Genomic DNA, 22,991 nt, shown 5'->3' with positions numbered 1-22,991 from the left:
CCCTTGGGTGCCTATCTGCCTGCTCCGCCCTGTTCTCGATGAGCACTGTCCCCTATCAGAGCAGTCGGCTGAGTTCCTTGATGTCATCGCGCAGTTTTGCAGCCTCCTCAAAACGGAGCTCAGTGGCGCATGCCTCCATCTCAACGCTCAGCGCGCTGATGACCTCCTGGAGCTGTTCAGGGGCCAAGTGAGCGTAGCGTTCGCCCACCTTTGACCGTCGCAGTTTGGGGACCCGTGATGGGGAGTTTTCGTCACCCATGAGGTCTCCGAGGCGCGCTGTTACCGTTGTTGGAGTAATCCCACGAATCTCGTTGTAGTGCTCCTGTACTGCTCGCCTTCGCGCGGTCTCGGAGATGGCATACTCCATAGACCGCGTCACCTTGTCCCCGTAGAGCAAGACCGTACCATGACTATTACGTGCAGCACGCCCGATCGTCTGTACCAGCGAGGTTTCGGAGCGCAGAAACCCTTCCTTGTCCGCATCAAGGATGGCCACCAGTGAGACCTCCGGGAGATCGAGACCCTCCCGCAATAAGTTGATGCCTACAAGCACGTCAAACTCCCCAAGGCGAAGATCACGGATTAGCTCAATACGATCCAGCGTCTCAACATTAGAGTGCAAGTAACGTACGCGCACCCCGAGTCCCTCGAAATAATCCGTCAGGTCCTCGGCCATCTTCTTTGTCAACGTCGTCACCAAGACACGCTCGTTCACCTCAACCCTACGATGGATCTCTCTGAGGAGATCGTCAATCTGCCCTTTGGTAGGACGCACCTCTACAACGGGATCGAGCAGTCCTGTTGGTCGTACAATCTGTTCGACCACCGAAGACGATTGGGAGATCTCATAGGGCGCGGGTGTCGCAGAAAGGAAGATGGCCTGGTTGATGCGCTCATAGAACTCGTCAAAACGTAGTGGACGATTGTCCATCGCCGATGGTAGGCGAAATCCATGTTCCACGAGGGTCTCCTTGCGCGAGCGATCACCGGCGTACTGACCACGGAGTTGGGGCACGGTGACATGGCTCTCATCGATGATAAGCAGATAGTCCTGGGGGAAGTAATCTAACAGCGTGTAGGGAGGCTGTCCAGCTTTGCGACCATCGAGATGGCGAGAATAGTTCTCGATTCCCGAGCAGAATCCGACTTCACCGAGCATCTCGAGATCGAACTCGGTTCGCATCTTGAGACGCTGTGCCTCAAGGAGTTTGCCTTGGTTTTCAAAGTATCCAAGCTGGTCACGGAGCTCATCCTCAATGCCGTTCATGGCCACTTTGAGACGTTCTGGACTCGCGAGGTAGTGGGTGGCAGGGAAAATCACGAACTCGTCCAGATCCTTGACTAATTCGCCGGTCAGGAGGTCAACCTTTGAGATCCTCTCAATCTCGTCGCCAAAGAACTCGATCCTCATGGCGTACTCCTCGTACGCTGGATGCACCTCAACCGTATCCCCGCGTAATCGAAACTTACCTCGCGATACCTCGACGTCATTGCGCTCATACTGCATCGCCACCAGTGATCGCGCCATCGTCTGTAGAGAGATAGTCTTGCCACACTGGAGCGGAAGAATCTGGCCCTGGTACTCCTCCGGCGACCCGAGGCCGTAGATACACGAGACCGATGCGACAACGACGACGTCCCGTCTCGTCAGCAAAGCCGACGTGGCGGCGTGACGCAGACGATCGATCTCATCGTTAATTGACGAATCCTTCTCGATGTAGGTATCTGTCGTTGGGAGATACGCTTCCGGCTGGTAGTAGTCATAGTACGAGACGAAGTACTCCACCCGATTATGGGGGAAAAAGCCACGAAACTCATTGGCGAGCTGCGCTGCAAGCGACTTGTTGGGCGCGATGATCAGTGTTGGACGTTGAACTGCTTCAATGGTCCACGCGATGGTCGCACTCTTGCCCGAGCCAGTGATGCCAAGGAGAGTCTGGAACCGCTCGCCATCGGCAACTCCCTTGGCAAGCTCTGCGATAGCCTTCGGTTGATCCCCAGCCGGTTCATAGTTTGAGACCACCTGAAATTCTGGCACACACCCAGCCTAGGCGCGTCATAGCTCAAACGTTCACACACAACTATGTGCCATCCATCTCCTTCTCTGACTCGACCCACGTCGCCATCTGGTCCAGCGTGCCGCAAGTAGCCAGCCCTACCACACCCTTTCCAAGGACCGGCACTACTGGTGGATCCTGCGTTATCTGACGCCTTGGGCACCACCAGCGGTTAAGGTAATCGGTAGTTGCACATCGCAACTACCGACCCACAACGCTCATCCGAATGAGCATGCGACCCGACTTGGAGGTTCCATGACAGATCATGCCGTACTTGGAGAAGAGATCGCCTTCCAGGGTGCCAATGGTGACTGGATTGAAGGATTCTACGCTCGTCCACTCGGACGGACCGCGAGAGGTTCCGTGGTGGTCATCCACCATATGCCTGGCTACGATGAGGCGACGAAGGAGATCGCGCTGCGTTTTGCTCGTCACGGTTATGGGGCACTGATGCCAAATCTCTACTTTCGCGAGGCACCCACGGCCGCACCAGATGATGCCGCTGCCATCGCACGTGCACAGGGCGGGGTGCCCGATGCACGTCTCCTTGGGGATGTAGGAGGTGCACGAGAGTACCTTCTCCATCAACCCGCCGCCAATGGCAAGAGTGCCGTCATCGGCTACTGTTCCGGAGGCCGTCAAGCATTTCTGGCTGGTTGCGAACTCCCCTTCGATGCCGTGGTGGACTGTTACGGTGCGTTCGTCGTCAATCAACCTCCAAGCGAATCACCTATGAAGGTCAGTGCTGTCATCGATCGTGCAAGCAAGCTTTCAGGTCCTGTGCTCGGACTCTTTGGCAACGATGACTCCTATCCTGGCCCCGAGGAGGTCAACGCGCTGGATGCGGAGCTGACCAAGCTCAACAAGCCACACGAATTCCATCGTTACGACGGTGCAGGTCATGCGTTTTTCAACACCGCAGCACCCTCTTACCGACCCGAGGCGGCCAAGGACGCATGGGGGCATATCTTCCGCTTCTTCGACACCTACCTGGGGGCGTAACAGCTATGTGCACGTACACCACAGCCACGCTCGACCTCGTCGGAAACGCAAAAAGTGGCTCCGCATGGGAACGGGTCAAGACCGTCTCGGTCTATCTCGACCATCCCGTTGCCTTCCCTGCAACCCACTCACTCAACATCGATCTCTTTGCCGACCAGGATAGCCCCAAACGCAGTGCTGCCCTCGAACTCTCTCCGCGCTCAGCGAAAGAACTCGCCGAGGCTATTCTCACGATGCTTGCACAAGCGCCAGAGGGTCTGCTTGGCGAGGGTTGAACCACCACTGTGAGTGTCGACAGTGCCCGAGCGTGGCTGTTATCGGCTGTTGCGTAGAATTTCTTAACGTTTCCGCGTGAATACCTTATGTTTCGTCTAAACTTCCTTGAGTCGTTATAGTAGATGCACCGGTGGTGCTTGGATCCAAGGATGGTATAGATGATTCGATCGTTGCTCGCCGTGCCACTCATTGCCATGGCGGGCCTCGCCACGAGCCAGGCCCCAGGTGCGGCGCGGCCCACGAGTTCCGCACAACTAACCGCAGCCAGCGCCCCTAGCTTTGGTACCCGACAGCCCTTCGCCTGGGGCACCTTCGTCGCCTCTACGGCCTCCATTGATGGTACGGTCACCGGCACAGTCGCATTTTCGCACACCACTCAGAGGGCAACGTCACGCCCCTTGGAGGCCAAAATGGTGTGCACTAGCGACTCCTGCGGTGCCACACCTCTGGCTTTCGGGCTCGTGGAACAAATCCTGCGCTTGGATGCAAATCGGTGGGCGCAGCTCACACCGAATACCACGATCCACTCAGTGCCCAATGGTATACGGATCGCAGGCACCAATGGCACCCTCGATATCGTGGATCTCTCTACCCTCCCCGCGAAGCCATTTACGGTCTTCATCGACGCCCCTCGCACCGCGACCGTGTTGCTCAACCTCTCTCAACGTGCCGCGCAGACCATCGATGAACTGCACACAACGGTGCTCGCAGGTCCGTCAATCGCAAAGGTCCTCTGGAATTTTGCCCAAGCGAGCGTTGTCCGACTACCCAAAACGTCCTTTCTTGGAAGTGTGCTGGCACCAGTGGCGACGACAATCGGACCAACTGTCATGCGCGGAGACATCCTGACCCAGAACCTCACCATGGGCACACCGACCCCCATGACCATCCATGATTCCCAAGCAGGGTTTGATGGTCTCTTGCCACAGTACCCTGTCACCGACCTCCAGAAAGTCCCCTCAGCGAGGTATGATAGCCACTCTGTCGCCCAGGGCCCACTTCGCATCACTGCACCGTAGGTCTGGAGTGATCCACCTCAGATGAACCACCGCGAACGTTACGGTCGCCATCAAATATCCTCTGTGACCTCAACGCCGAAGAGGACGTTCGGCTCCGAGGGTCTCGTAGATGTTCTGATCGGTCTTGGCCGCAGATTCTGAACCTCTCTAGGCCCACCAGCCCCGAAGTGGGACGCAGCGGCTCATTTGTTACCTGCAGTTCGCTCCCCCTCCCCACCTGCATGTTCCCGGTCCCGGATACAGTTGCGCGAAGCCAGCGGAGCTGGGGCGCGTAGCCGATCACCATGCGTCCCAAGTCAAGGGTCGATATCAACATATCGGTGCCGTTATCACCTTACCATCAACCCACGACGTCCCACAGAGGCGACATCGCGGCGCGCCATGACCTACATTCGGCCCTCACGCACCGTTACGTCAGTGCGTCGATCCCAAGTGTGTCACCCCAATGACACCAAGCGGCTACTTCGGTCGTGAGCATCTCAGCGGTCGCTACAGCAAGAATAGCCCACACCAGGCGCTTCAAGAACACCCACCACAACCAACACGTAACGAAGGAACATCATCTACCGGTGTTTGCCCCGTCGGCATCACTGCCATCGCACAGCCAGCTCGATCGCCATAAGTCCGTCTCTAGGATGAGTATATGAATCACTATGCAGGCATACCCTTTGCGGACCTCAGTTCGGCTATACGACCACAAGAGGATCTCTTCCGCCATGTCAATGAGCACTGGCTTGAGACGACCCCAATCCCACCCGACAAGGCAACCTATGGCACCTTCGTCATGCTCGCTGAACAGGCAGAACTTAGTGTCCGCTCCATCCTTGAGGAGGCGTCCGCCGCCTCGACGGAAACGGAGGCACGCAAGCTGGGCGATCTCTATGCCAGCTTTATGGACGTTGAGGCTATCGAACGCAATGGCAGAGAACCGATCGAGCCCCTGTTAGCGCAGATCGATGCCGTCAATGACCTCAAGGGCTTTCTGGAGCTCCTCGGACGGACTCAGCGCGAAGGGCTCGCGAGTGCCTTCCATCTCTTCGTCGATAGCGACCCTGGCGATCCCAGTCGTTATCTCGTCTTCATCGAACAGGGCGGGTTATCACTCCCTGATGAGCGCTACTATCGAGAACCACACTTTGGGCCAATCCACGATGAACTCGTAGCCCACATCGCCCGCATGTTCGACCTCGCCAACCGAACCGATGCGACCGCCCGGGCTCAGCGCATTGTGGCCCTAGAGGACGCACTCGCCGAACACCACTGGGACAACGTCGCCTGCCGTGACTCCGTCAAGACCTACAATCTTGTGCACTTCGACGACCTCAAGGCCACTATCGCCGCTATCTCTCCCACCTTCAACCTCGACACCTGGGCCGTTGGTCTTGACGCCCCCCAGAAGGCACTCGAGGAGGTCGTCCTACGCCAGCCCAGCTTTCTCGAGGGACTGGCAGGCCTCTTGAAGGAGGATCATCTCGAAGCATGGAAGGACTGGCTCGCTTGGCGCGTGATCCACGCCTCAGCACCGTACCTTCCCGAGGCATTTGTCCAGGAAAACTTCTCGTTCTATGGGAAAATGCTCACCGGTGCTGACCAACTGCGGGATCGTTGGAAGAGAGGGGTGGCCTTTGTAGAGGGTGGTATGGGAGAGGCGGTTGGCAAGATCTATGTCGAACGTCACTTTGACCTACGGGCCAAAGAGCAGATGGATCAGCTCGTCGCCAACCTTCTCGCTGCGTACCGGGATCGGATCACCAATCTCGATTGGATGACTCCCGAGACCAAGCGTCGCGCGCTTGATAAACTCGACGCCTTTCGGCCCAAGATTGGCTATCCCACCAAGTGGAAGGATTACTCATCTCTCACCGTCGGAGCCACCAACCTCTGGGATAATATCCGTAGCATCGCGCAGTGGCACTTCGATCGCGAGCTCCGCAAAATTGGCCAACCCGTTGATCGAGACGAATGGTTTATGACACCACAAACCGTGAATGCCTACTATAACCCCGGCTTCAACGAGATCGTCTTCCCTGCAGCGATCTTACAGTACCCCTTCTTCGACGCCGACCGTGATGCCGCAGCAAACTACGGAGCGATCGGAGCGGTGATCGGGCACGAAATCGGGCATGGGTTCGACGATGAAGGTTCTCGCTACGATGGGGATGGCCGCCTTCAGGATTGGTGGACCACACAGGATCGCGAAGCCTTCGAACAACGAACCCGCTCGCTTATTGCCCAGTACGACGCCCTAACCCCGCAACAGTTACCAGGGCATTCGGTCAACGGATCGCTCACCATTGGCGAGAACATCGGAGACCTCGGAGGACTCGGCATCGCCTGGGTTGCCTATCAACTCTCCTTGGCTGGCCAAGAACCCGCGGTCATCGAGGGGCTGACTGGAGCACAGCGCTTCTTCTACGCGTGGGCGCTCGGTTGGCGTGATAAGCGCAGGGATGAGGAGATGCTGCGACGTTTGGCAACTGACCCCCATTCACCAAACGAATTTCGTTGCAATCAAGTCGTGCGCAATATCGATGCATTCCACGAGGCCTTTGCAACAAAACCCTCCGATCCGATGTGGCTTGCACCGACCGAGCGAGTGCGTATCTGGTAGCGCAGCAGCTCGACAGCTACCGTCGTACTCAAGGCCTCTAACTGCTAGAACAGGTCCGCAATCATGGCGGCCGATCGTGCCTGTATGTTGGCTATGACGCCCGCTAGCCGCGCATCGTCGACGTAGTGTGGTAAGAGCACCATTGGAGTCTCACGGATCTGGTCTAGGCTCAACCCGCAGGTGATGAGGTGTGCGATCCGGTCCCCATCGACCAGCGCAGCATGGGTTCGCGAGAGAGAACCCTTCGGGGTGTGGTGTTGTGCAACCGCCTGGACCAGATCAGGATGAAAGTTCCAACTCTCTAGCATGTCGGCGCCGATCGCTGCGTGATGGAGGCCATAGCGCTTACGTTCAACTGCCAGCATCGTCAACTCACCATCGGCCGTCAACGGCATCGCTCTCCTATTCGCTAGCAACTCATGAAAGGTCGAATCAAGACTTGCGATGACCGCCTCGCCGATATCATGTAAGAGCGCGAGTGAGAATGCCTGCTGCTGATCAGCACCGATCATCCGGGCGACCTCCGCTGCTCCGACGGCTGAGGTGATCGAATGCTCCCAGTCTTGAGGTGTGATCGTCCCTGTGCCCTCTACGAAGGAGGTGAGCGCCAACGACTTCACGGCGTCAAAGCCGAGAATCGCGATGGCTGCATGGAGCTCCCTGACCCGACCTCCCGTCCCGTAGTAGGCGGAGTTCGCCATCCGCATGATGCGCTGGACGAGCACGGGGTCAGCGCTAAGAACCGTAGCAACCTCTCGTGCTCCAACATCATCACGCTCAACAAGCGCCAGGAGCCGCGTCGCCACCGCATGGGACGCCTCAAGAACTTCAATCCTTTGATTGATATCCTCCGCAGAAATAAGATCCAACCCGCACCTCCTGGATGAGTTCCAGTATCGGCGCGCCGCTAGGAGTTCTTGACTTCTTCGATAATCTTGGCAACCTGGGAGGCAAGGCCATCGAAGGAGCCATCATTGACCACCCTCCAACGCGCAAACCTCTCACGATCCTCATCGCTTGCCTGGACCTCCAGACGAGCGACGGCATCGTGTGGGTCCATCCCTCGCTGGTTCACGAGTCGCTCCAAGGCGAGCTCCTTGGGTATCACGACTACCAGCACATCATCGATTTCGTACTCTTTGATCGTGCGCTCCTCAAGCAGGGGAATCTCAAGGACAACCACATCGGCACCTTGCTCTCGATAGTGCTTGACCAGTTCGCCCATCCGGGAACGGATGAGCGGATGCGTGAGCCCATTTAACCGCCGCCGCTCCAGGTCATCGCCGAATACGCGTTCCGCAAGTCTCTGCCGATCGAGCGCCCCATCTTCCGTGAGAATGTCAGAGCCAAAGGCCTCGACCAGCGAACGTAAACCCGGAGTACCAGGGGCTACCACCTCGCGCGCGACTACATCAGCACTGATGGTAGGAATACCGGCACGCGCAAAAAACCCGAGCACCGCAGTCTTGCCAGAACCGATCGTTCCGGTGACCGCGATGACTCGGGTTCGATGGGTCTGACCCGCCACGTTGCGAGCCGGTCGATTACTCGGTGTCTTCGTTGGTCTCGACGGCCCCGTCGTCGCCTTCGGCTGGGCCGATGAAGTTACCCTCTTCGTCGTATCCATATTCTGCAAACGCATCACGATACTCCGGAGCGAGTTCACCCCCCTCAAGCGCTTGGCGAATCGAGAGACTGATGCGACGGCGCTGTGGATCCAAATCGATGATCTTCACCCACAACTCTTCACCAACGGTGACTACCTGCTCAGGCAGATCCACATGGTGGAGTGCCATCTCTGAGATATGCACCAGGCCCTCAATGCCGGTGGCAACTTGCACGAAGCAGCCAAACGGAACCAGCTTCGTCACACGACCGTAGACGAGTTCGCCGACCTTATGAGCGGCCGCAAACTCCTGCCAGGGATCGCGCTGTGTTGCCTTCAACGAGAGTGAGATCCGCTCGGTGTCTTGATCGACCTCAAGGACCAGGACCTGGACCTCGTCGCCGACGGATACCACTGATGAGGGATGATCCACATGATTCCATGAGAGTTCGGAGACATGGACCAAGCCGTCCATCCCACCAAGATCAACAAATACGCCAAAGTGAACGATAGAAGAGACGACGCCCTTCTTCACCTCTCCAGGCCGAATGCTGGTAAGGAATTCCTCTCGCTGCTCGCGTTGATTCTCCTCAAGGAAGGCGCGGCGCGACAGCACGACGTTGTTCCGATTGCGGTCGAGCTCGATAATCTTTGCCTCGATGTCCTGCCCAATCATGGGAGTGAGATCGCGGACGCGCCGCAGATCCACCAATGAGGCGGGAAGAAAACCACGAAGACCGATGTCCACGATCAGCCCGCCCTTGACGAGTTCGATGATCTCACCTCGGACTACCCCATCGCGAGCCTTGATCGCCTCGATCTCCTTCCACGCCTTCTCGAACTGTGCGCGCTTCTTGGAGAGAACGAGGCGTCCCTCCTTATCCTCTTTTTGCAGGACCAGCGCCTCGATCTTATCGCCGGGGCTCACGACCTCGCTTGGGGCGACATCCTTACGGATCGACAGCTCACGAAGCGGAATAACCCCCTCCGACTTGTACCCGATGTCCAAAAGGACCTCGTCCTTGTCGACTTTGACGACGGTGCCGATGACCACATCCCCCTCGTCGAAGTCGACAACACTCTTTGCGATGGCATCCTCAAGACCCATCTCGCCAAGATCGTCTACCACAATGGTATCTGCGGCCGCATCGGCTACGCCTTCTGCTGCCACGTCCGCTTCGCTCATGAACTTCCTTACCCGAATATTTCAAAAATTGAACCAATACAATTAGAGTCTTCACGACTCTCAGATAATGATAGCCCAATTCTGTTCGTCCCGGCTCCGACGGAATAAATTCCTCCCGCTGTTCTCCAAGAGTTAACCCAAGCGGTCTACCGCCTGGCCTCCGCCCAATTCGCACCGATGCCAACGTTTACGACCAACGGTACCGCAAGGTCCATCACACCGGTGAGTGTCGACTCAACCACATCAGCGACACCTTTGGCATCCGCACTCGGTGCCTCAACAACAACTTCGTCATGGATTTGGAGCACCAATCGGGCCTCAGTCCCTGCAAGTCGCTGGTCGAGTGCCACCAATGCCATCTTGAAAATATCCGCTGCAAGACCCTGGGTCGGTGCATTCATCGCCTGACGCTCTGCACCTTGACGAAGTGCTCGATTACCAGAGCGCAACTCTGGTAAGTACCTGCGGCGGCCGAGCAGCGTCGTCGTGTATCCCCGTTCCCGAGCCTCTTGGATGACACGCTCCCGGTACTCCTTCAACCCTGGAAAGGCACTAAAGAACGCCGAAAGAATCGCCTCCGCCTCCTCATTCGCGATCCCGAGTCGCGTGGCCAACCCATAGGTCTCCATCCCATAGGAGAGGCCATAGGCCACCATTTTGGCGACCGCACGTTGTTCATAACTGACCTGGTCTGGCTGGACTCCATAGATCGAGGCTGCAACCATCGCATGCACATCGCCGCTGCCGCGCAATGCCTCGATAAGGCGCGGATCACCGCTGAGATGCGCGAGAATTCGTAGCTCAATTTGCGAGTAATCTGCGGCGACCAGAAGCGAACCGGTAGGAGCAACAAAGACCCTACGGAACTGACGTCCCTCCTCAGAACGAACCGGGATATTCTGGAGGTTCGGATGCTCCGAAGAGATCCGACCGGTCCTCGCCACCGTTTGGTTGAAGGTCGCGTGAATCCTGCCATCCTTGGCGACCTCAGCTTTGAGCCCCTCATAAAACGTGGAATGAAGCTTATCCAACTCCCGGAATCGCAGCACCAGGCCAACCAGTGGGTGTTGATCCCGGAGGCCCTCCAAAACTCGCGCATCGGTCGAGTAGCCCGTCTTGGTCTTTTTGCCCGTCGGCAAACCCAACTGATCGAAGAGCATCGTCCCAAGCTGCTTCGGAGAATTGGGATTAAAGGACGGACCCGTGAGTGCATGGATAGCGGTGAGGGTCGATTCCGCGTCAGAGGCAAGAGCTGCGCCGATCTCTTCGAGCACTCCTCGATCAACTGCAACGCCCGCAATCTCCATGCGCGTCAACACCTTGACCAGCGGTAGCTCGATCTCTTTCGCCAAACGAACGACGTCCTCGGCCTCGATACGTGCGAGCATGAGGGAGAGTAGTTGCGGGATAGCTCCGAGTTCTTGGCGCAACCTACCCTCCAACAGATTGCCGTCAAAGAGACCCTGTGGTTCCTCTTCTGTCCAGCTCACCTGGAGCAGCTCGGCCACTGCGTGTAGATCGGTGCGTCGCTCTGAGGCATCGAGAACGTAGGCGAGCACTCCTAGATCATAAAGTTCACCAGGATCGAGCTCCTTTTGGCAGGTGAGACTCAATGACCGCAGCAGCTCCTTGAGGCCGATGCCGGCTAAGGAGACGCCGGCGAGCCCAACGGCCTCAAGTGAGCCTCCAGGTCGACATGGCGTCGAAGTAAGCCAGACAGCGGTCGTCCCATCCTCAACACTGGCACCAACGCCAAGGATCGTCGGTGACGACCTCCCGGTTTCACCATCGAATCGTGCCGTTACGGCGAGTAGTTCTGGCTCCTTGGCCAAGAGTGCCCCCAACGAGGCGGCAGCCTCCGTCGTGGTTACCAGATCCCGATGATCGTCCTCGCTCACTCGATGTCCGACGAGTTCGCTCAGCTTCTCGTACGCGGAACGCAACCCAAACGAGCCAACAAAGAGTCGCTCTGCGCCAGCATGATCGATCTGCGTAGGCATGCGCAACTCATCGAGCGATACCTCAATCGGCACTCTTCGGTCAAGTGCCGCCAGTTGCCGAAACAGGGGTAGCTCCGGGGCCGACTCCTCCAAAGCCAACCGTTGACGGGCCGGCAACTCCGCTGCGTTGGCAAGGATGCCATCAAGATTGTCATATTGATGAAGAAGAAGGGCAGCCGTCTTGGGACCGATACCACGAACCCCTGGAAGATTATCGGATTTGTCGCCTCGCAAAACCGCGAAGTCGCAGTACTGCCGGGCAGTGACCCCATACTTCTCTATCATGGCGGCCTCATCCATCGTTCCCAGGTTCGAAACCCCTTGCTTCGTTAGATGGACGCGTACGAGGGGATCTGCAACCAGCTGGAGAATATCTCGATCTCCAGTAACGATATCTACCCGGAACTGTTGCTCCTCGGCGACGCGGGTCAGCGTTGCAATCACATCATCCGCCTCATACCCCGGCATCTCGATCGTCCGAATCTCCAGTGCCCGTAAAAGACCCCGAACCGCATCCAACTGGAATCGGAGTTCATCTGGAGTGGTTGCTCTTCCCCCTTTATAGTCAGCAAACAGCTCATCGCGGAAGGTTGGCGAGGGATGATCAAGTGCCACCGCTATGTGGGTCGGTTGAAATTGACTCACTGCCGAGATAACCATGCGAAAAAAACCAAAGAGTGCGTTGGTGGGGCCGCTCGGCCCCTGCATCGGAGGAATCGCAAAGAACGCTCGAAACATCAAGGAATAGCCATCGATCGCAAGAAGCCTTCGAGGGCTATTGCTATCACTGTCCAGGTTTAAGGTCTCCATCGATCACCCTCTCCGCCACGTCCTTGACTCTGCCACGGGTATCCATCGCGGTCTTCTGCAAGAATCGGAATGCCTCGGACTCGGAAAGCTGATACTCATCCATCAGCCGGGCCTTGGCGCGATCCATGATCACCCGCGTCTCCAACTTCTCTTCGAGTCTGCGGCGCTCATCATGAATACGCTCAAGCTCCCCCTCCACCAGCATCTTCTCGTCGAAGCGAGCGAGAGCAAGTTCGATGGCGGGCACGAGATCATTGGCTTGGAATGGCTTCACGAGGTAGGCCATCACGCCAGCTTCTCGAGCCTGCTCCACCAGAGATCGTTGCGAGAAGGCGGTGAGGATGATCACGGCACAGAGGTGCTCAGCATTGATGGCTTCAGCAACGGTTAGCCCATCCATGCCGGGCATTTTGACGTCCAAAACCGCGGCGGCCGGGCGCATGGTACGAACCGCTTCAAGCGCTTCATCACCGCGCCCAACATCGGCTACGACATCGTAACCCTCGGCAATAAGCATCTCTTTGAGGTCACGTCGAATGATGGCCTCATCCTCTGCAATGATGATTCGCTGTGTCATGTCGTTCCTCACTGCCTCCCGAACCAATCCGCTACTACTACATTTGTGTTCCCTAGTAAGCTAGGCGCTAACCACCAGAACGGGTGCCATTTGCACTGCCACGAAGGGAGCATCGATGATCATCGGCCGATCACTATGGGTCGCGGCCACCAACACGTGGATCATCTCAGCCGATAACAAGGAGTGTGTGATCATCGACTGTCCACCTAACCCCGATGCAATCGTGGACCTTATCACGCAACACCAGCTGATCCCAAAGGCGATCATCGCTACGCACGGTCATGTCGATCATACCGGAGGCATCCGCACTGTCTCCACCCAGTACCCGGATTCGCGTGTCTATCGGCATCCTGGAGATGCACACTATCTACGCGACCCTCTCCAGGCGAGCGGCATGCTCCGAGAAGCGCTGAGAGCAACAGGGCTCGACCTGCGTGAACCTGAGCTGATTGAAGATTTCAGCGAAGGGGATCATGTCAAGGGGTCGGGGATGGATTTTGTCGCTATCGACACTCCAGGACACACACCTGGGTCGATCTGCATCATGGCGACGCTGCCCGAAGGCAAGGTGCTCTTCACCGGAGATCATCTCTTCAAGGGTTCGATTGGTCGCACGGACCTGCCTGGGGGTTCCTCTGAACTCCTCATGGAATCGATGAGAACAAAGATCCTTCCTCTCCCCGACGAATTACCGGTTTTCCCTGGTCATGGAGAAACCACGACCATTGGTCATGAACGCCAGGTAAATCCCTATCTGGTCAATCTAGCCACGTGAGGTTGTCATCGACCAAGGAGTAGCCACGGCACGACGATGCCAGCTTGTCCACGCTCTTGGAGAAGCACCTCCTCGCGGTTCGCGATGTTGGTTACTCGCTTGATCAGCTAGCCCAGAGATCGGGCCGAAAGCCGGTCGCACACTGGGCTGTCTCGTCTCTTCGGGCTCGTATATTCGGGCCAGTAACTTCGAACGCTAGGTATCGGCATCAATAAGGCAGCACGAACGCTGCTGTTGGGGCCTTGTCCCGGTCACCCACGAGGCCGATCGCTCGACCGATGGTACCCGGGGCGGGATTCGAACCCGCACGCCCTTGCGAGCAGAGGCTTTTGAGGCCTCCGTGTCTACCATTCCACCACCCGGGCTACTAGAGGAATCAGCATAATGTGCGACGCAGGTGTAACCAATCAGGCCTCGCCGACATCAAAGTACTTAACAGGAAAACGCCGGAATGGCTCGACAGGTTGACTATGGAGGTGAGATGCAGCAATGATTGCCTTTGTCTTTCCAGGACAGGGATCACAGCAACCTGGGATGGGTGCACCCTGGGCCGACCATCCCTCCTTCGAATTGGTCGAAGAGGCAAGCAACGTTCTCGACCGCGATCTGACCCACCTCCTAACCGACGCTGATTCGGAGATGCTCCAGATCACCCGCAATACCCAGATCTCCACCTTTTTGCTCTCCATGGTGGCACTCGACGCGGTAGAGCGTCTCGGCGTCGCCCCCCAGGTCTGCGCGGGACACTCCCTTGGGGAGTATGCAGCACTGGTAGCAGCCGGCGGCCTCGCCTTCGACGCAGGGCTTCGCCTCGTTCAAGAACGAGGCGAAGCGATGGCGATCGCTGCAGAGGCGCAACCTGGGGCCATGATCGCCTTGCTTGGCGCAGATCTCGACGTTGCCAGGGCGATTTGCGAAAGCATTCCGGGCGACCTGTGGGTGGCCAACCACAACTCCGCATCACAGATCGTCCTCTCAGGCACCCACGATACCGTTGCCCAAGTCGAGGCGCGCGCAAAGGAGTTTGGAGTCAAGCGAGTAACGCGCCTGAAAGTGGGTGGCGCCTTTCATTCTCCCTACATGGAGGCAGCACGTGAACGCCTGTTCAAAGCCATCGAAGCAACCAAATTCTACGATCTTGAGGTTCCCGTCATTGCAAACGTCGATGCCCGAGAGCACGTAGAGGCTGCAGACTGGCCAGCTCTGCTCGCAGACCAACTGACACACTCCGTGCGTTGGGAGGAGACGATCCAATACCTGCGGGAACTCAAACCACGGTTGGTGCTCGAGGTTGGACCGGGAGGGGTGTTGACCAATCTAATGAAACGCACCGCACCTGAACTCTCTGTACTATCGATCGCGACACCGGCAGATCTAGAAAAGTTGCTCGCATTGGTCGCTTCCCAGGGACCAATGGACGACTGGGCAACCTCGCACCAAGGCGAGCGGCTGTATGGCACTGAACGCCTCGTTGTCGCACCGTCGACTGGTATCTTTGAGCCGGAGAGTGCTAATTGTGTCGTCGGGGACGCTATTTTCGTGGGGCAACTCCTTGGCACGATAGGTGATGCCGAGCTGCGCTCGCCTTTTGCGGGGACCCTTCAAGGAATGATTGCATTATCAGGAGAGCGTGTTACCACAGGACAGCCGATCGCCTGGCTCACGGTCTCTGACCAATCGCTAGCCGACAAGTAGGCGATGCTCAATGATCATCCGACAACTATCGCATAAAGAAAGGTCACCATGGGAGCTCGCATAACTGGTTTCGGGGCAGCCCTGCCAGAACGAATAGTCACGAACGCGGATTTTGAAAAGTACCTCGACACCTCTGACGAGTGGATCGCATCGCGGACTGGGATACACGAACGCCGTTTTGGTGGCACCACCACCTCGTTGGCGATCGAGGCAGGACGAAACGCTATCTCTTCCGCCGGCATCACGCCCGCAGATATCGACTTCGTCATTCTCTCCACCACCACCCCCGATCAGACCGTGCCAGCCACCTCCGCTGAGGTCACCTTTCAACTCGGAACCACCGGTGGCGGTATGGACATCAATGCAGCCTGCGCTGGCTATGTCTACGCTCTTGTCACCGCCCGCGGTCTCATTGAGATGGGTTATCACCGCATCCTGGTCATTGGCGCCGACACGCTGTCAAAGATTACCGACCAGAATGACCGATCAACTGCGGTGCTCTTCGCAGATGGTGCCGGGGCAGTCGTACTCGAGGCGAGTGACGAGGAGACCTTTCTCGGCTGGGACCTCGGCGTCGACGGCTCAGCTCGGCCAATCCTCTACTGCGACCACGGTGGGTACATGTATATGGAAGGCCAGGAGGTCTTCAAACGAGCTGTACGTGCGATGCTCGATTCGGCACAACGAGCTCTCAAGCAGGCCGGTGTTACCGGCGACGAGGTTAGTCTTCTCGTCCCCCATCAAGCCAATCTCCGCATCATTCAGGCCGCAAATAACCGTCTTGGGATCCCTCTCGATCGGACCGCCCTCGTCCTTGACAAGACCGGCAACACCTCATCAGGATCCATCCCCTTGGCATTGGCAGATGCAGCGAGTGCTGGGCGCATCTCTAAGGGCGACCTCGTCCTTTTCACTGGTTTTGGTGCCGGTATGACCTGGGCAAGCGCCCTCGTACGGTGGGATCTTCCATGAGTCACGTCCTCATTACGGGTGCCGCCACTGGCATTGGTCTTGCCAGTGCCCAACGTCTCCTTGCCGATGGACACCAAGTCACTGCTACCTATCATGGAACCCCGTTGCCTCCCGAACTCGCTGCCTGCTCTCGCGTCTCCCTTGACATCACCGATGCCGACTCGATCCAGACTGCGCTCAAGGAGGCAGAGACGAAGGCTGGACCGATTGAAGTACTTGTTGCAAATGCGGGCTCAACGCATGACACGCTTCTCGTACGCATGGATGACGAGAAATTTGAAGAGATGCTTACCACGAACCTCACCTCGGCCTTTCGGCTGACCAAAGCCGTACTCCCCTCGATGATGAGAGCTCGTCGAGGTCGATTGATCTTCATCTCCTCCATCGTTGCGCTCACGGGAGGACCCGGACAAACCAACTACGCAGCGTCAAAGGCCGGTCTCATCGGCTTCGCGCGTTCCCTCGTCCGGGAACTCGGCTCCCGTAACATCACAGCAAACGTCATTCTTCCAGGCGCTATCGCCACCAAATTACTCCATGACGCTGGCGACAATCGACGCCAGCAGATCGAGGCCCAAATCCCCCTAGGGAGAGTGGGCCGCCCCGACGAAGTCGGAGCAGTCGTACAGTTTCTAGCCTCAGAAGGGGCTAGTTACATCAACGGTGCGTTAATCGCCGTTGATGGTGGGTTGGGAATGGGTGTCTAAGACCATCTCCAACATCATTCCTTGTTCGCAGGACATTGCGACAGGGATTACCTCATAAGAAAGGAAAATAGCAACATGGATCGACAAGAGGCATTTGGGAAGTTCACGGAGTGCACCGTCAAAGTTCTCGGCGTCAACAAGGATCAGGTCGTCGAGTCGGCGAGCTTCGCCGATGATCTTGATGCCGACTCCTTGGACCTCGTTGAACTCATCATGGCACTCGAAGACGAGTTCTCCGTGACGGTACCGGAGTCCGAACTCGAAGGCGTGGATACGGTGGGTAAGGCGTTCGATCTCGTCTATGGGAAGCTCGGATGAGGATCAGTTACGGAGATAATCCTATCTTTGCCACCCACCGCGTAGCGGTGACCGGCCTTGGGGTTGTTTCTGGTCTGGGGCTCGATCTCGCTAGCTATTGGCAGGGGCTGCTTACACCGCCGCCCCCTGGAATACGGCGAGCCGAAGGATTTGATCCGACCAAGTGGCTGAGCGCCAAGGAGATTCGACGCCACGACCGTTACAACCAGATGGGTGTTGCCGCCGCGGACATGGCACTGAGCGATGCTGGTAACCCTACCTATCCAGTCGATCGAGTCGCTGTTTGGATGGGTACCGGTGTTGGCGGACTCGAAAGTCTCGAGAATCAGGTCATCATCGGACATGATCGGGGATACTCACGAGTCTCTCCGTTCCTGGTACCGTTGATGATGGCCAACTCAAATGCGGCCTCAATATCGATGCGCTTTGGCTTTCAGGGACCGTGTGAAACATCAGTCACCGCATGTGCAGCCTCCAATCATGCCATCGCTAACGCTGCTCACCTCATTGCCACCGGCCGTGTGGACATGGCGATAACCGGAGGAGCTGAGGCCGCGATCACCAAGACTGCCGCGGCTGGCTTTGTCAATATGACGGCGACCTCCAAAGTCGACATATCTCGGCCCTTCGACCGAGATCGTGACGGCTTTGTCATGGGCGAGGGTGCGGGTGTGCTTGTGTTAGAGGAGTACGACAAGGCTGTCGCTCGAGGTGCCAGAATCTATGCGACCATCGACGGCATCGCCTCGACTGCTGACGCCTACCACATCACGCAACCCGCGCCGGGCGGTGCCGGAGCCTATAAGGCCATGCTGCTCGCGATCGAGGATGCAGGCATCACCGTCAATGACATCGCTCACATCAATGCTCACGGCACCTCAACTCCGATGAATGACCTCGCAGAGGCGACCGCAATTCGATCGCTCTTTGGAGCACTCAACCCACCGGTGACCTCCGTAAAGGGTGCTCTCGGGCATGCCCTTGGAGCAGCCGGCGGCCTTGAGGCGATCGCTGTCGCACTCACCTTCGCCCATCGACTCATCCCACCAACGGCGAACACCGTTGACCTGGATCCAGAGATCGATCTCGATGTGGTGCTAAAGGACCCGCGAGCCTTGCCAAATGGTCATATTCTCTCAAACTCCTTCGGGTTCGGCGGCCACAATGCCTGTATCGTGTTCGGGCCACCGCCAGCCTAGGCATCGGAAGTTGCGATCCTTTTCGGAGTAGGCATCCCATGGCGGGTAGGATAGACCCATGCCAATTGACAAACCCATTGCTCCCGAGTCGACAGCGAATCATGACTATGATGATGCCGCTGTCGGCTCCTTTTCGGAGGCTCAGCCATGGGTAGTCGACCCCGACCGCTTGGAGTGGTTAAACTCCACGGTTAAGCTACGGGCTCGCACCAGAGCGCAGGTGCCAGTCCTGCTACGCCACCGTCGTATCCCTCCCGCGAGGAGGGTGCTTGGGACTGGCTTCTCGTTAGGTGTCGCCTTGCTCGGTTGGCGCATCTTCGATCGGCGTCGCGGTAAAGTTGCTTCACGCCAGGGGTTGTCCCGGAGACTCAGACGTTCCTTCGAGCATCTCGGCCCCACTTATATCAAGTTAGGCCAGATCATCTCGTCGGGAGAGGGTATATTCCCAGTTGAACTCGTCGACGAGTTTCGGCTCCTGCGTGACCACGTACCTGCCGAAGACTTTGCTATCGTGCAGCGAACGATTGAGGCAGACCTCGGTGGCCCTCTTGAGAACTTCTTTGCAGACTTTGACAAACGACCTGTGGCCGCGGCCTCGATCGCTCAGGTCTACTTTGCAACGCTGCTAACCGGCGAACCGGTGGCGGTGAAGGTACAACGCTCACAGGTGAGCGATCTTGTCCGCCGTGATCTCGCCGCGATGAGTTGGATTACTCCACACCTAATCGGAAGGATCCCCGTTGCAGCGCTCGCAAACCCCCCGGCGCTTGTCGAACTGTTCGCGGAGACGATCGTTGAGGAACTCGATTTCCGTCTTGAGGCGGCGAATATGCTCGACATCGCCGGTGTGCTCGCCGCCACCGACCAGCGAAGCATCATCGTACCTCGACCCCATCCGAATCTCGTCACCCGACGAGTCCTCGTTATGGAGAGGCTCACGGGCTTTAAATGGGATGATGCCGTCGGAATGCACAGAGCCGGCATTGATACCACAGCGGTGGTTCGGGCTGCCCTGGTATCCTTCCTGGAGGGTGCCATGCTTCACGGAGTCTTTCACGGCGACCTCCACGGAGGTAACCTGCTCGTCGGCGACGATGGCAAGGTTATCCTACTCGACTATGGGATCACCGGTAGACTCTCGGAGGCAAAGCGGCTTGGCTTTCTCCGACTCCTGATGGGTGGGTCGATGAATGACCTACCGACCCAGATACAGGCCCTTATTGACCTTGGGGCGCTCCCGCTCGACACCGACATCCGCGGTGTCATTGACGATCTTGGACTTGAAGAGCCCACTAAAGACCCCACGCAGATGCGGCCAGAGGAGATCCTCGCCGAGATTCAGGAACTGACCAAAGCCCTCCTCGGCTACGGAGCCCGTTTGCCCAAGGAACTGATGCTCTTTGTCAAGAACATGATCTTTGTCGATGCATCCCTCGCAACCCTTGCACCAGAGATCGACCTTTTTGCGGAGATCACCTATCTGGCGTCCTACTTCATGACCCGCTATGGCGCACAGATCTCCGCCGACATTGGTATGGAAGTCTCACCAAACGCTATCGATCTTGGCGGGCTCAAAGCAAGCCTTGGAGTCGATGGCGAGATGGAGCATCTGAGTTACCGAGAACTCAAGGAACGGCGAGAACTCATCCGCAAACGTATGGAGCAAGCGCAGCGCCACGGCAAATAAAGAGCTAGGCGGGGCGCTTGACAAACGAGCACTAGGCGGAGCGCCTGGGCAAATGCGTGCTAGCCGGAGCGCCTGGGCAAATGCGTGCTAGGCGCTGGGCAACTCGTCGTGACCGCCGAATTCCTTTCGCAAGGCGGACAGAACCTTATCTGCGAAGGCACCTGAACCCTGGGAGGAGAAGCGCGAAAAGAGCGATGCGGCGATCGTTGGTGCAGGAACTCCCTCATCAATAGCTGCGTTCACTGTCCAGCGCCCCTCGCCCGAATCCGAAACTCTCCCTTTGAAGGTGTCGAGGGTAGGATCACGTCGCAACGCATCTGCAGCCAGATCGAGCAACCAGGAGGCAACTACGCTCCCCCGACGCCACAGCTCTGCCACCTCGGCCACAGGGATGTCATACTGATACGCGGTCGGGTCATGGAGCGGAGCCACTTCGGCGCTGGCATCTTGGGCTCGTGTCCCGATATCAGCACCTTGCAGAATCGCGAGACCCTCAGCCAGCGAGGCCATCATCCCGTACTCAATTCCGTTGTGAACCATCTTCACAAAATGACCAGCACCGTGATCACCACAGTAGAGGTAACCGAGCTCCGCTTGGCGGATCTTGCTCGTAGAATCGGTTCGAGGTGCCGACTCGACACCAGGCGCCAACACCGCGAAGATCTTCTCAATTCGTTCGAAAATCGCCTTTTCGCCACCGACCATCAGGCAATAACCGCGTTCGCGTCCCCAAACACCACCGCTTGTGCCTGCATCCATGTGGTGGATACCATGTTCCGCCAACTTCGCCGCATGCGTTTGGTCGTCGCGGTAAAACCCATTACCACCGTCAATGACGACGTCATCGCGATCAAGGACCTCGATCAACTGGTCGAGCACCCGTTCAGTGACGCCCGCAGGAACCATCAACCACACTGCTCGTGGCGTTACCAGGCCCTCGACGAACTCTTTAAGGCTCCCAGCGCAGGACAGCCCTTCCTTCTCGGCTGCCTTACGTGCCTCAGCCGAAGCATCGTAGCCCAGAACCTGGACATCCCCTGCCTGCAACCTGAGACCCATATTCATCCCCATGCGGCCTAACCCGATGATTCCTAGCTGCACTGTGAACTCCTCCTTCGCGCGACTATCGCTAGCCTAGCCTAAAGGTCTTGAACATTTCCCAGGTTGGCGTTCTAGTGGTCACCAAACAATGTTTCCCCAACAAAGATCGCCCATATCGATCGCGTCCTACCCTCGTGTTGGTTAATCAAGTTCGGCTTCGTCACGCAACCAAGCACGGACCGCATCACCGTCAGCCCCAAGCGCTGGTGGGGGATGTCGATAACTCGGCGGCGTTGCGGAGAAGGTGATCGGGTTGCGAATCATTTCAAGGCGGTTCTCCTCCTCCCCGACCAAAACTGTCGGCTCAAGGCCAACCTGTTTGGCGAACGCAATGCCTTGATCGACAGAATTGATCGGAGCGCATGGAACGCCAGCCGCCATCAAAAGGGCGAACCACTCGTCAGAGGTTTTGGTGCGGATCCGGTCCTGAAGAAGCGGGCCAAGAAGGTCCCGATTGGCGGTACGCAATTCGTTGTGACAGAACCTTGGGTCATCGGCGAGTTGGGGCACTCCGAGTGCGGCGGTCAAGGAGCGGAACTGTCCGTCATTTGCGGCGATCACGATCAACTCGCCATCTTCGGTTGTAAAGGGATCGTACGGGTAGAGGCTGGGATGTGCGTTACCCATTCGGAATGGAACCACCCCGCCCATGGTAACGGCCGCGGTGTGGTTAGCGAGACCCGACAGCGCGGAGGTCAGGAGGCTGACCTCAACGTGTTGGCCAAGGCCGGAGCTCGCCCGTTCGTAGAGCGCCGCTAAAATGCCCATCGCAAGGTGCAGTCCAGCGATGATATCGATCACCGAGATGCCGGCTCGATAGGCCGGTCCATCCCGCTCGCCTGTCAGACTCATAAGTCCTGACATCGCCTGGATCATCAGGTCGTAGCCCATCATCTCAGAGCCCGGTGGCCTCGTCCCAAAACCCGAGATCGAAGCAAAGACAAGCCCCGGATTCCGTTGCGACATGGTCTCATAATCAAGTCCAAAACGAGCAATCTGTCCCGGCTTAAAGTTCTCAAGCAACACGTCAGAACGTTCGGCGAGTCGCTGCGCAAGCCCCCTATCCTCCTCATCGGCCAAATTGAGGACAATCGAGCGTTTATTTCTGTTGATACCCAGGTAGTAGGTCGAGATATCACCTCGCACTGGTGGCTTCCAGGTGCGGGTATCATCCCCAGATGGGGACTCGACTTTGATCACTGTAGCACCGAGGTCACCAAGCAGCATGGTAGCATAGGGGCCGGCGAGAATCCGCGAAAAATCAGCGACTAAGAGCCCCGTCAAAGGGCCATCCTTCTCACTGGAACGAGCACCCTCTAGCTCCACGGTAATACCCCTTTCTTGAACAAACTCTTCGCATCCTAGCAATATCCTTCGCCCGTGCCCGATGCTT

The 22,991-nt window shown here is 57.5% G+C and carries 19 protein-coding genes and 1 tRNA gene; 11 read left to right on the top strand and 9 right to left on the bottom strand.

The genetic code is table 11. The features are described from left to right. Nucleotides 1–55 precede the first annotated feature (55 nt). The gene (gene uvrB, locus M7439_RS04955; RefSeq protein ID WP_298346250.1) at nucleotides 56–2,038 is read right to left on the bottom strand and encodes an excinuclease ABC subunit UvrB; all 1,983 of its coding nucleotides are present in this window, start codon (nucleotides 2,036–2,038) and stop codon (nucleotides 56–58) included. A 274-nt stretch (nucleotides 2,039–2,312) separates the two neighbouring features. Here uvrB and M7439_RS04950 point away from each other — a divergent pair, with 274 nt between their 5' ends. The 4 genes from M7439_RS04950 to M7439_RS04935 all read left to right on the top strand — a co-directional run bounded on the left by M7439_RS04950 (nucleotide 2,313) and on the right by M7439_RS04935 (nucleotide 6,965). Continuing rightward, nucleotides 2,313–3,059, top strand: a complete 747-nt coding sequence (locus M7439_RS04950) for a dienelactone hydrolase family protein (RefSeq protein ID WP_298346249.1) — start codon at nucleotides 2,313–2,315, stop codon at nucleotides 3,057–3,059. Between the two features lie 5 nt (nucleotides 3,060–3,064). Further along, a complete protein-coding gene (locus M7439_RS04945) occupies nucleotides 3,065–3,334 on the top strand; it encodes a DUF6295 family protein (RefSeq protein WP_298346247.1) in 270 nt (89 codons plus the stop codon). Nucleotides 3,335–3,493: 159 nt separating this feature from the next. Continuing rightward, nucleotides 3,494–4,354 carry a choice-of-anchor A family protein gene (locus tag M7439_RS04940; RefSeq protein WP_298346245.1) on the top strand — a complete coding sequence of 287 codons (861 nt, stop codon included), beginning with the start codon at nucleotides 3,494–3,496 and terminating at the stop codon, nucleotides 4,352–4,354. Nucleotides 4,355–4,997: 643 nt separating this feature from the next. After that, on the top strand, nucleotides 4,998–6,965 hold the full coding sequence (locus tag M7439_RS04935) for a M13 family metallopeptidase (RefSeq protein ID WP_298346243.1): 1,968 nt from the start codon (nucleotides 4,998–5,000) through the stop codon (nucleotides 6,963–6,965). A 44-nt stretch (nucleotides 6,966–7,009) separates the two neighbouring features. On the opposite strand, the gene M7439_RS04930 is transcribed toward M7439_RS04935, so the two are convergent. The 5 genes from M7439_RS04930 to M7439_RS04910 form a co-directional block, all read right to left on the bottom strand. Continuing rightward, nucleotides 7,010–7,834 carry an HDOD domain-containing protein gene (locus M7439_RS04930; RefSeq protein WP_298346241.1) on the bottom strand — a complete coding sequence of 275 codons (825 nt, stop codon included), beginning with the start codon at nucleotides 7,832–7,834 and terminating at the stop codon, nucleotides 7,010–7,012. 38 nt (nucleotides 7,835–7,872) lie between these two features. Further along, on the bottom strand, nucleotides 7,873–8,493 hold the full coding sequence (gene coaE / locus M7439_RS04925; RefSeq protein ID WP_298346239.1) for a dephospho-CoA kinase: 621 nt from the start codon (nucleotides 8,491–8,493) through the stop codon (nucleotides 7,873–7,875). Between the two features lie 16 nt (nucleotides 8,494–8,509). Continuing rightward, entirely contained in the window at nucleotides 8,510–9,757 is a 1,248-nt protein-coding gene (gene rpsA / locus M7439_RS04920; protein WP_298346237.1) for a 30S ribosomal protein S1, read from the bottom strand. Nucleotides 9,758–9,903: 146 nt separating this feature from the next. Next, the gene (gene polA / locus M7439_RS04915; RefSeq protein WP_298346235.1) at nucleotides 9,904–12,567 is read right to left on the bottom strand and encodes a DNA polymerase I; all 2,664 of its coding nucleotides are present in this window, start codon (nucleotides 12,565–12,567) and stop codon (nucleotides 9,904–9,906) included. Next, nucleotides 12,542–13,144, bottom strand: coding sequence for an ANTAR domain-containing response regulator (locus M7439_RS04910; protein WP_298346233.1), 603 nt, complete (start codon nucleotides 13,142–13,144; stop codon nucleotides 12,542–12,544). Before M7439_RS04910 ends, polA begins: the two co-directional genes overlap by 26 nt. A 115-nt stretch (nucleotides 13,145–13,259) precedes the next feature. Here M7439_RS04910 and M7439_RS04905 point away from each other — a divergent pair, with 115 nt between their 5' ends. Continuing rightward, entirely contained in the window at nucleotides 13,260–13,919 is a 660-nt protein-coding gene (locus M7439_RS04905; RefSeq protein WP_298346231.1) for an MBL fold metallo-hydrolase, read from the top strand. 279 nt (nucleotides 13,920–14,198) lie between these two features. On the opposite strand, the gene M7439_RS04900 is transcribed toward M7439_RS04905, so the two are convergent. After that, nucleotides 14,199–14,284: transfer RNA gene (locus M7439_RS04900), tRNA-Leu, on the bottom strand. 124 nt (nucleotides 14,285–14,408) lie between these two features. Here M7439_RS04900 and fabD point away from each other — a divergent pair. The 6 genes from fabD to M7439_RS04870 all read left to right on the top strand — a co-directional run bounded on the left by fabD (nucleotide 14,409) and on the right by M7439_RS04870 (nucleotide 20,497). Then, nucleotides 14,409–15,614 (top strand): ACP S-malonyltransferase, encoded by a 1,206-nt coding sequence (gene fabD / locus M7439_RS04895; RefSeq protein WP_298346229.1) that lies wholly within the window; start codon nucleotides 14,409–14,411, stop codon nucleotides 15,612–15,614. 48 nt (nucleotides 15,615–15,662) lie between these two features. Beyond that, nucleotides 15,663–16,586 carry a beta-ketoacyl-ACP synthase III gene (locus M7439_RS04890; RefSeq protein WP_298346227.1) on the top strand — a complete coding sequence of 308 codons (924 nt, stop codon included), beginning with the start codon at nucleotides 15,663–15,665 and terminating at the stop codon, nucleotides 16,584–16,586. Then, nucleotides 16,583–17,293: a 3-oxoacyl-ACP reductase FabG gene (gene fabG, locus M7439_RS04885; protein WP_298346225.1), complete on the top strand. Its 711-nt coding sequence runs from the start codon at nucleotides 16,583–16,585 to the stop codon at nucleotides 17,291–17,293. Before M7439_RS04890 ends, fabG begins: the two co-directional genes overlap by 4 nt. Nucleotides 17,294–17,368: 75 nt before the next feature. Next, nucleotides 17,369–17,611, top strand: coding sequence for an acyl carrier protein (acpP, locus tag M7439_RS04880; RefSeq protein ID WP_298339511.1), 243 nt, complete (start codon nucleotides 17,369–17,371; stop codon nucleotides 17,609–17,611). Then, nucleotides 17,608–18,810, top strand: a complete 1,203-nt coding sequence (locus tag M7439_RS04875) for a beta-ketoacyl synthase (protein ID WP_298346210.1) — start codon at nucleotides 17,608–17,610, stop codon at nucleotides 18,808–18,810. Before acpP ends, M7439_RS04875 begins: the two co-directional genes overlap by 4 nt. Nucleotides 18,811–18,868: 58 nt before the next feature. Next, nucleotides 18,869–20,497 carry an AarF/ABC1/UbiB kinase family protein gene (locus M7439_RS04870; protein WP_298346208.1) on the top strand — a complete coding sequence of 543 codons (1,629 nt, stop codon included), beginning with the start codon at nucleotides 18,869–18,871 and terminating at the stop codon, nucleotides 20,495–20,497. 87 nt (nucleotides 20,498–20,584) lie between these two features. On the opposite strand, the gene gnd is transcribed toward M7439_RS04870, so the two are convergent. Beyond that, on the bottom strand, nucleotides 20,585–21,598 hold the full coding sequence (gene gnd / locus M7439_RS04865) for a phosphogluconate dehydrogenase (NAD(+)-dependent, decarboxylating) (RefSeq protein WP_298346206.1): 1,014 nt from the start codon (nucleotides 21,596–21,598) through the stop codon (nucleotides 20,585–20,587). Nucleotides 21,599–21,739: 141 nt separating this feature from the next. Then, complete coding sequence (locus tag M7439_RS04860; protein WP_374045747.1) at nucleotides 21,740–22,930, bottom strand: CaiB/BaiF CoA transferase family protein; 1,191 nt, start codon at nucleotides 22,928–22,930, stop codon at nucleotides 21,740–21,742. Between the last annotated feature and the right edge of the window lie 61 nt (nucleotides 22,931–22,991).

The sequence above is a fragment of the Ferrimicrobium sp. genome, from assembly GCF_027319265.1.
Taxonomy (GTDB): Bacteria; Actinomycetota; Acidimicrobiia; order Acidimicrobiales; family Acidimicrobiaceae; genus Ferrimicrobium.
The sequence above is the reverse complement of the archived record's forward strand: the minus strand, read 5'-3'. Positions and strand labels throughout refer to the sequence as shown.

Coding starts and splice junctions, on each gene's coding strand:
- polA (WP_298346235.1), bottom strand. CDS start 12,567: ATGGAGACCTTAAACCTGGACAGTGATAGCAATAGCCCTCGAAGGCTT.
- acpP (WP_298339511.1), top strand. CDS start 17,369: ATGGATCGACAAGAGGCATTTGGGAAGTTCACGGAGTGCACCGTCAAA.
- M7439_RS04870 (WP_298346208.1), top strand. CDS start 18,869: ATGCCAATTGACAAACCCATTGCTCCCGAGTCGACAGCGAATCATGAC.
- M7439_RS04905 (WP_298346231.1), top strand. CDS start 13,260: ATGATCATCGGCCGATCACTATGGGTCGCGGCCACCAACACGTGGATC.
- rpsA (WP_298346237.1), bottom strand. CDS start 9,757: ATGAGCGAAGCGGACGTGGCAGCAGAAGGCGTAGCCGATGCGGCCGCA.
- fabD (WP_298346229.1), top strand. CDS start 14,409: ATGATTGCCTTTGTCTTTCCAGGACAGGGATCACAGCAACCTGGGATG.
- fabG (WP_298346225.1), top strand. CDS start 16,583: ATGAGTCACGTCCTCATTACGGGTGCCGCCACTGGCATTGGTCTTGCC.
- M7439_RS04945 (WP_298346247.1), top strand. CDS start 3,065: ATGTGCACGTACACCACAGCCACGCTCGACCTCGTCGGAAACGCAAAA.
- M7439_RS04935 (WP_298346243.1), top strand. CDS start 4,998: ATGAATCACTATGCAGGCATACCCTTTGCGGACCTCAGTTCGGCTATA.
- M7439_RS04890 (WP_298346227.1), top strand. CDS start 15,663: ATGGGAGCTCGCATAACTGGTTTCGGGGCAGCCCTGCCAGAACGAATA.
- M7439_RS04940 (WP_298346245.1), top strand. CDS start 3,494: ATGATTCGATCGTTGCTCGCCGTGCCACTCATTGCCATGGCGGGCCTC.
- M7439_RS04875 (WP_298346210.1), top strand. CDS start 17,608: ATGAGGATCAGTTACGGAGATAATCCTATCTTTGCCACCCACCGCGTA.
- M7439_RS04950 (WP_298346249.1), top strand. CDS start 2,313: ATGACAGATCATGCCGTACTTGGAGAAGAGATCGCCTTCCAGGGTGCC.
- M7439_RS04910 (WP_298346233.1), bottom strand. CDS start 13,144: ATGACACAGCGAATCATCATTGCAGAGGATGAGGCCATCATTCGACGT.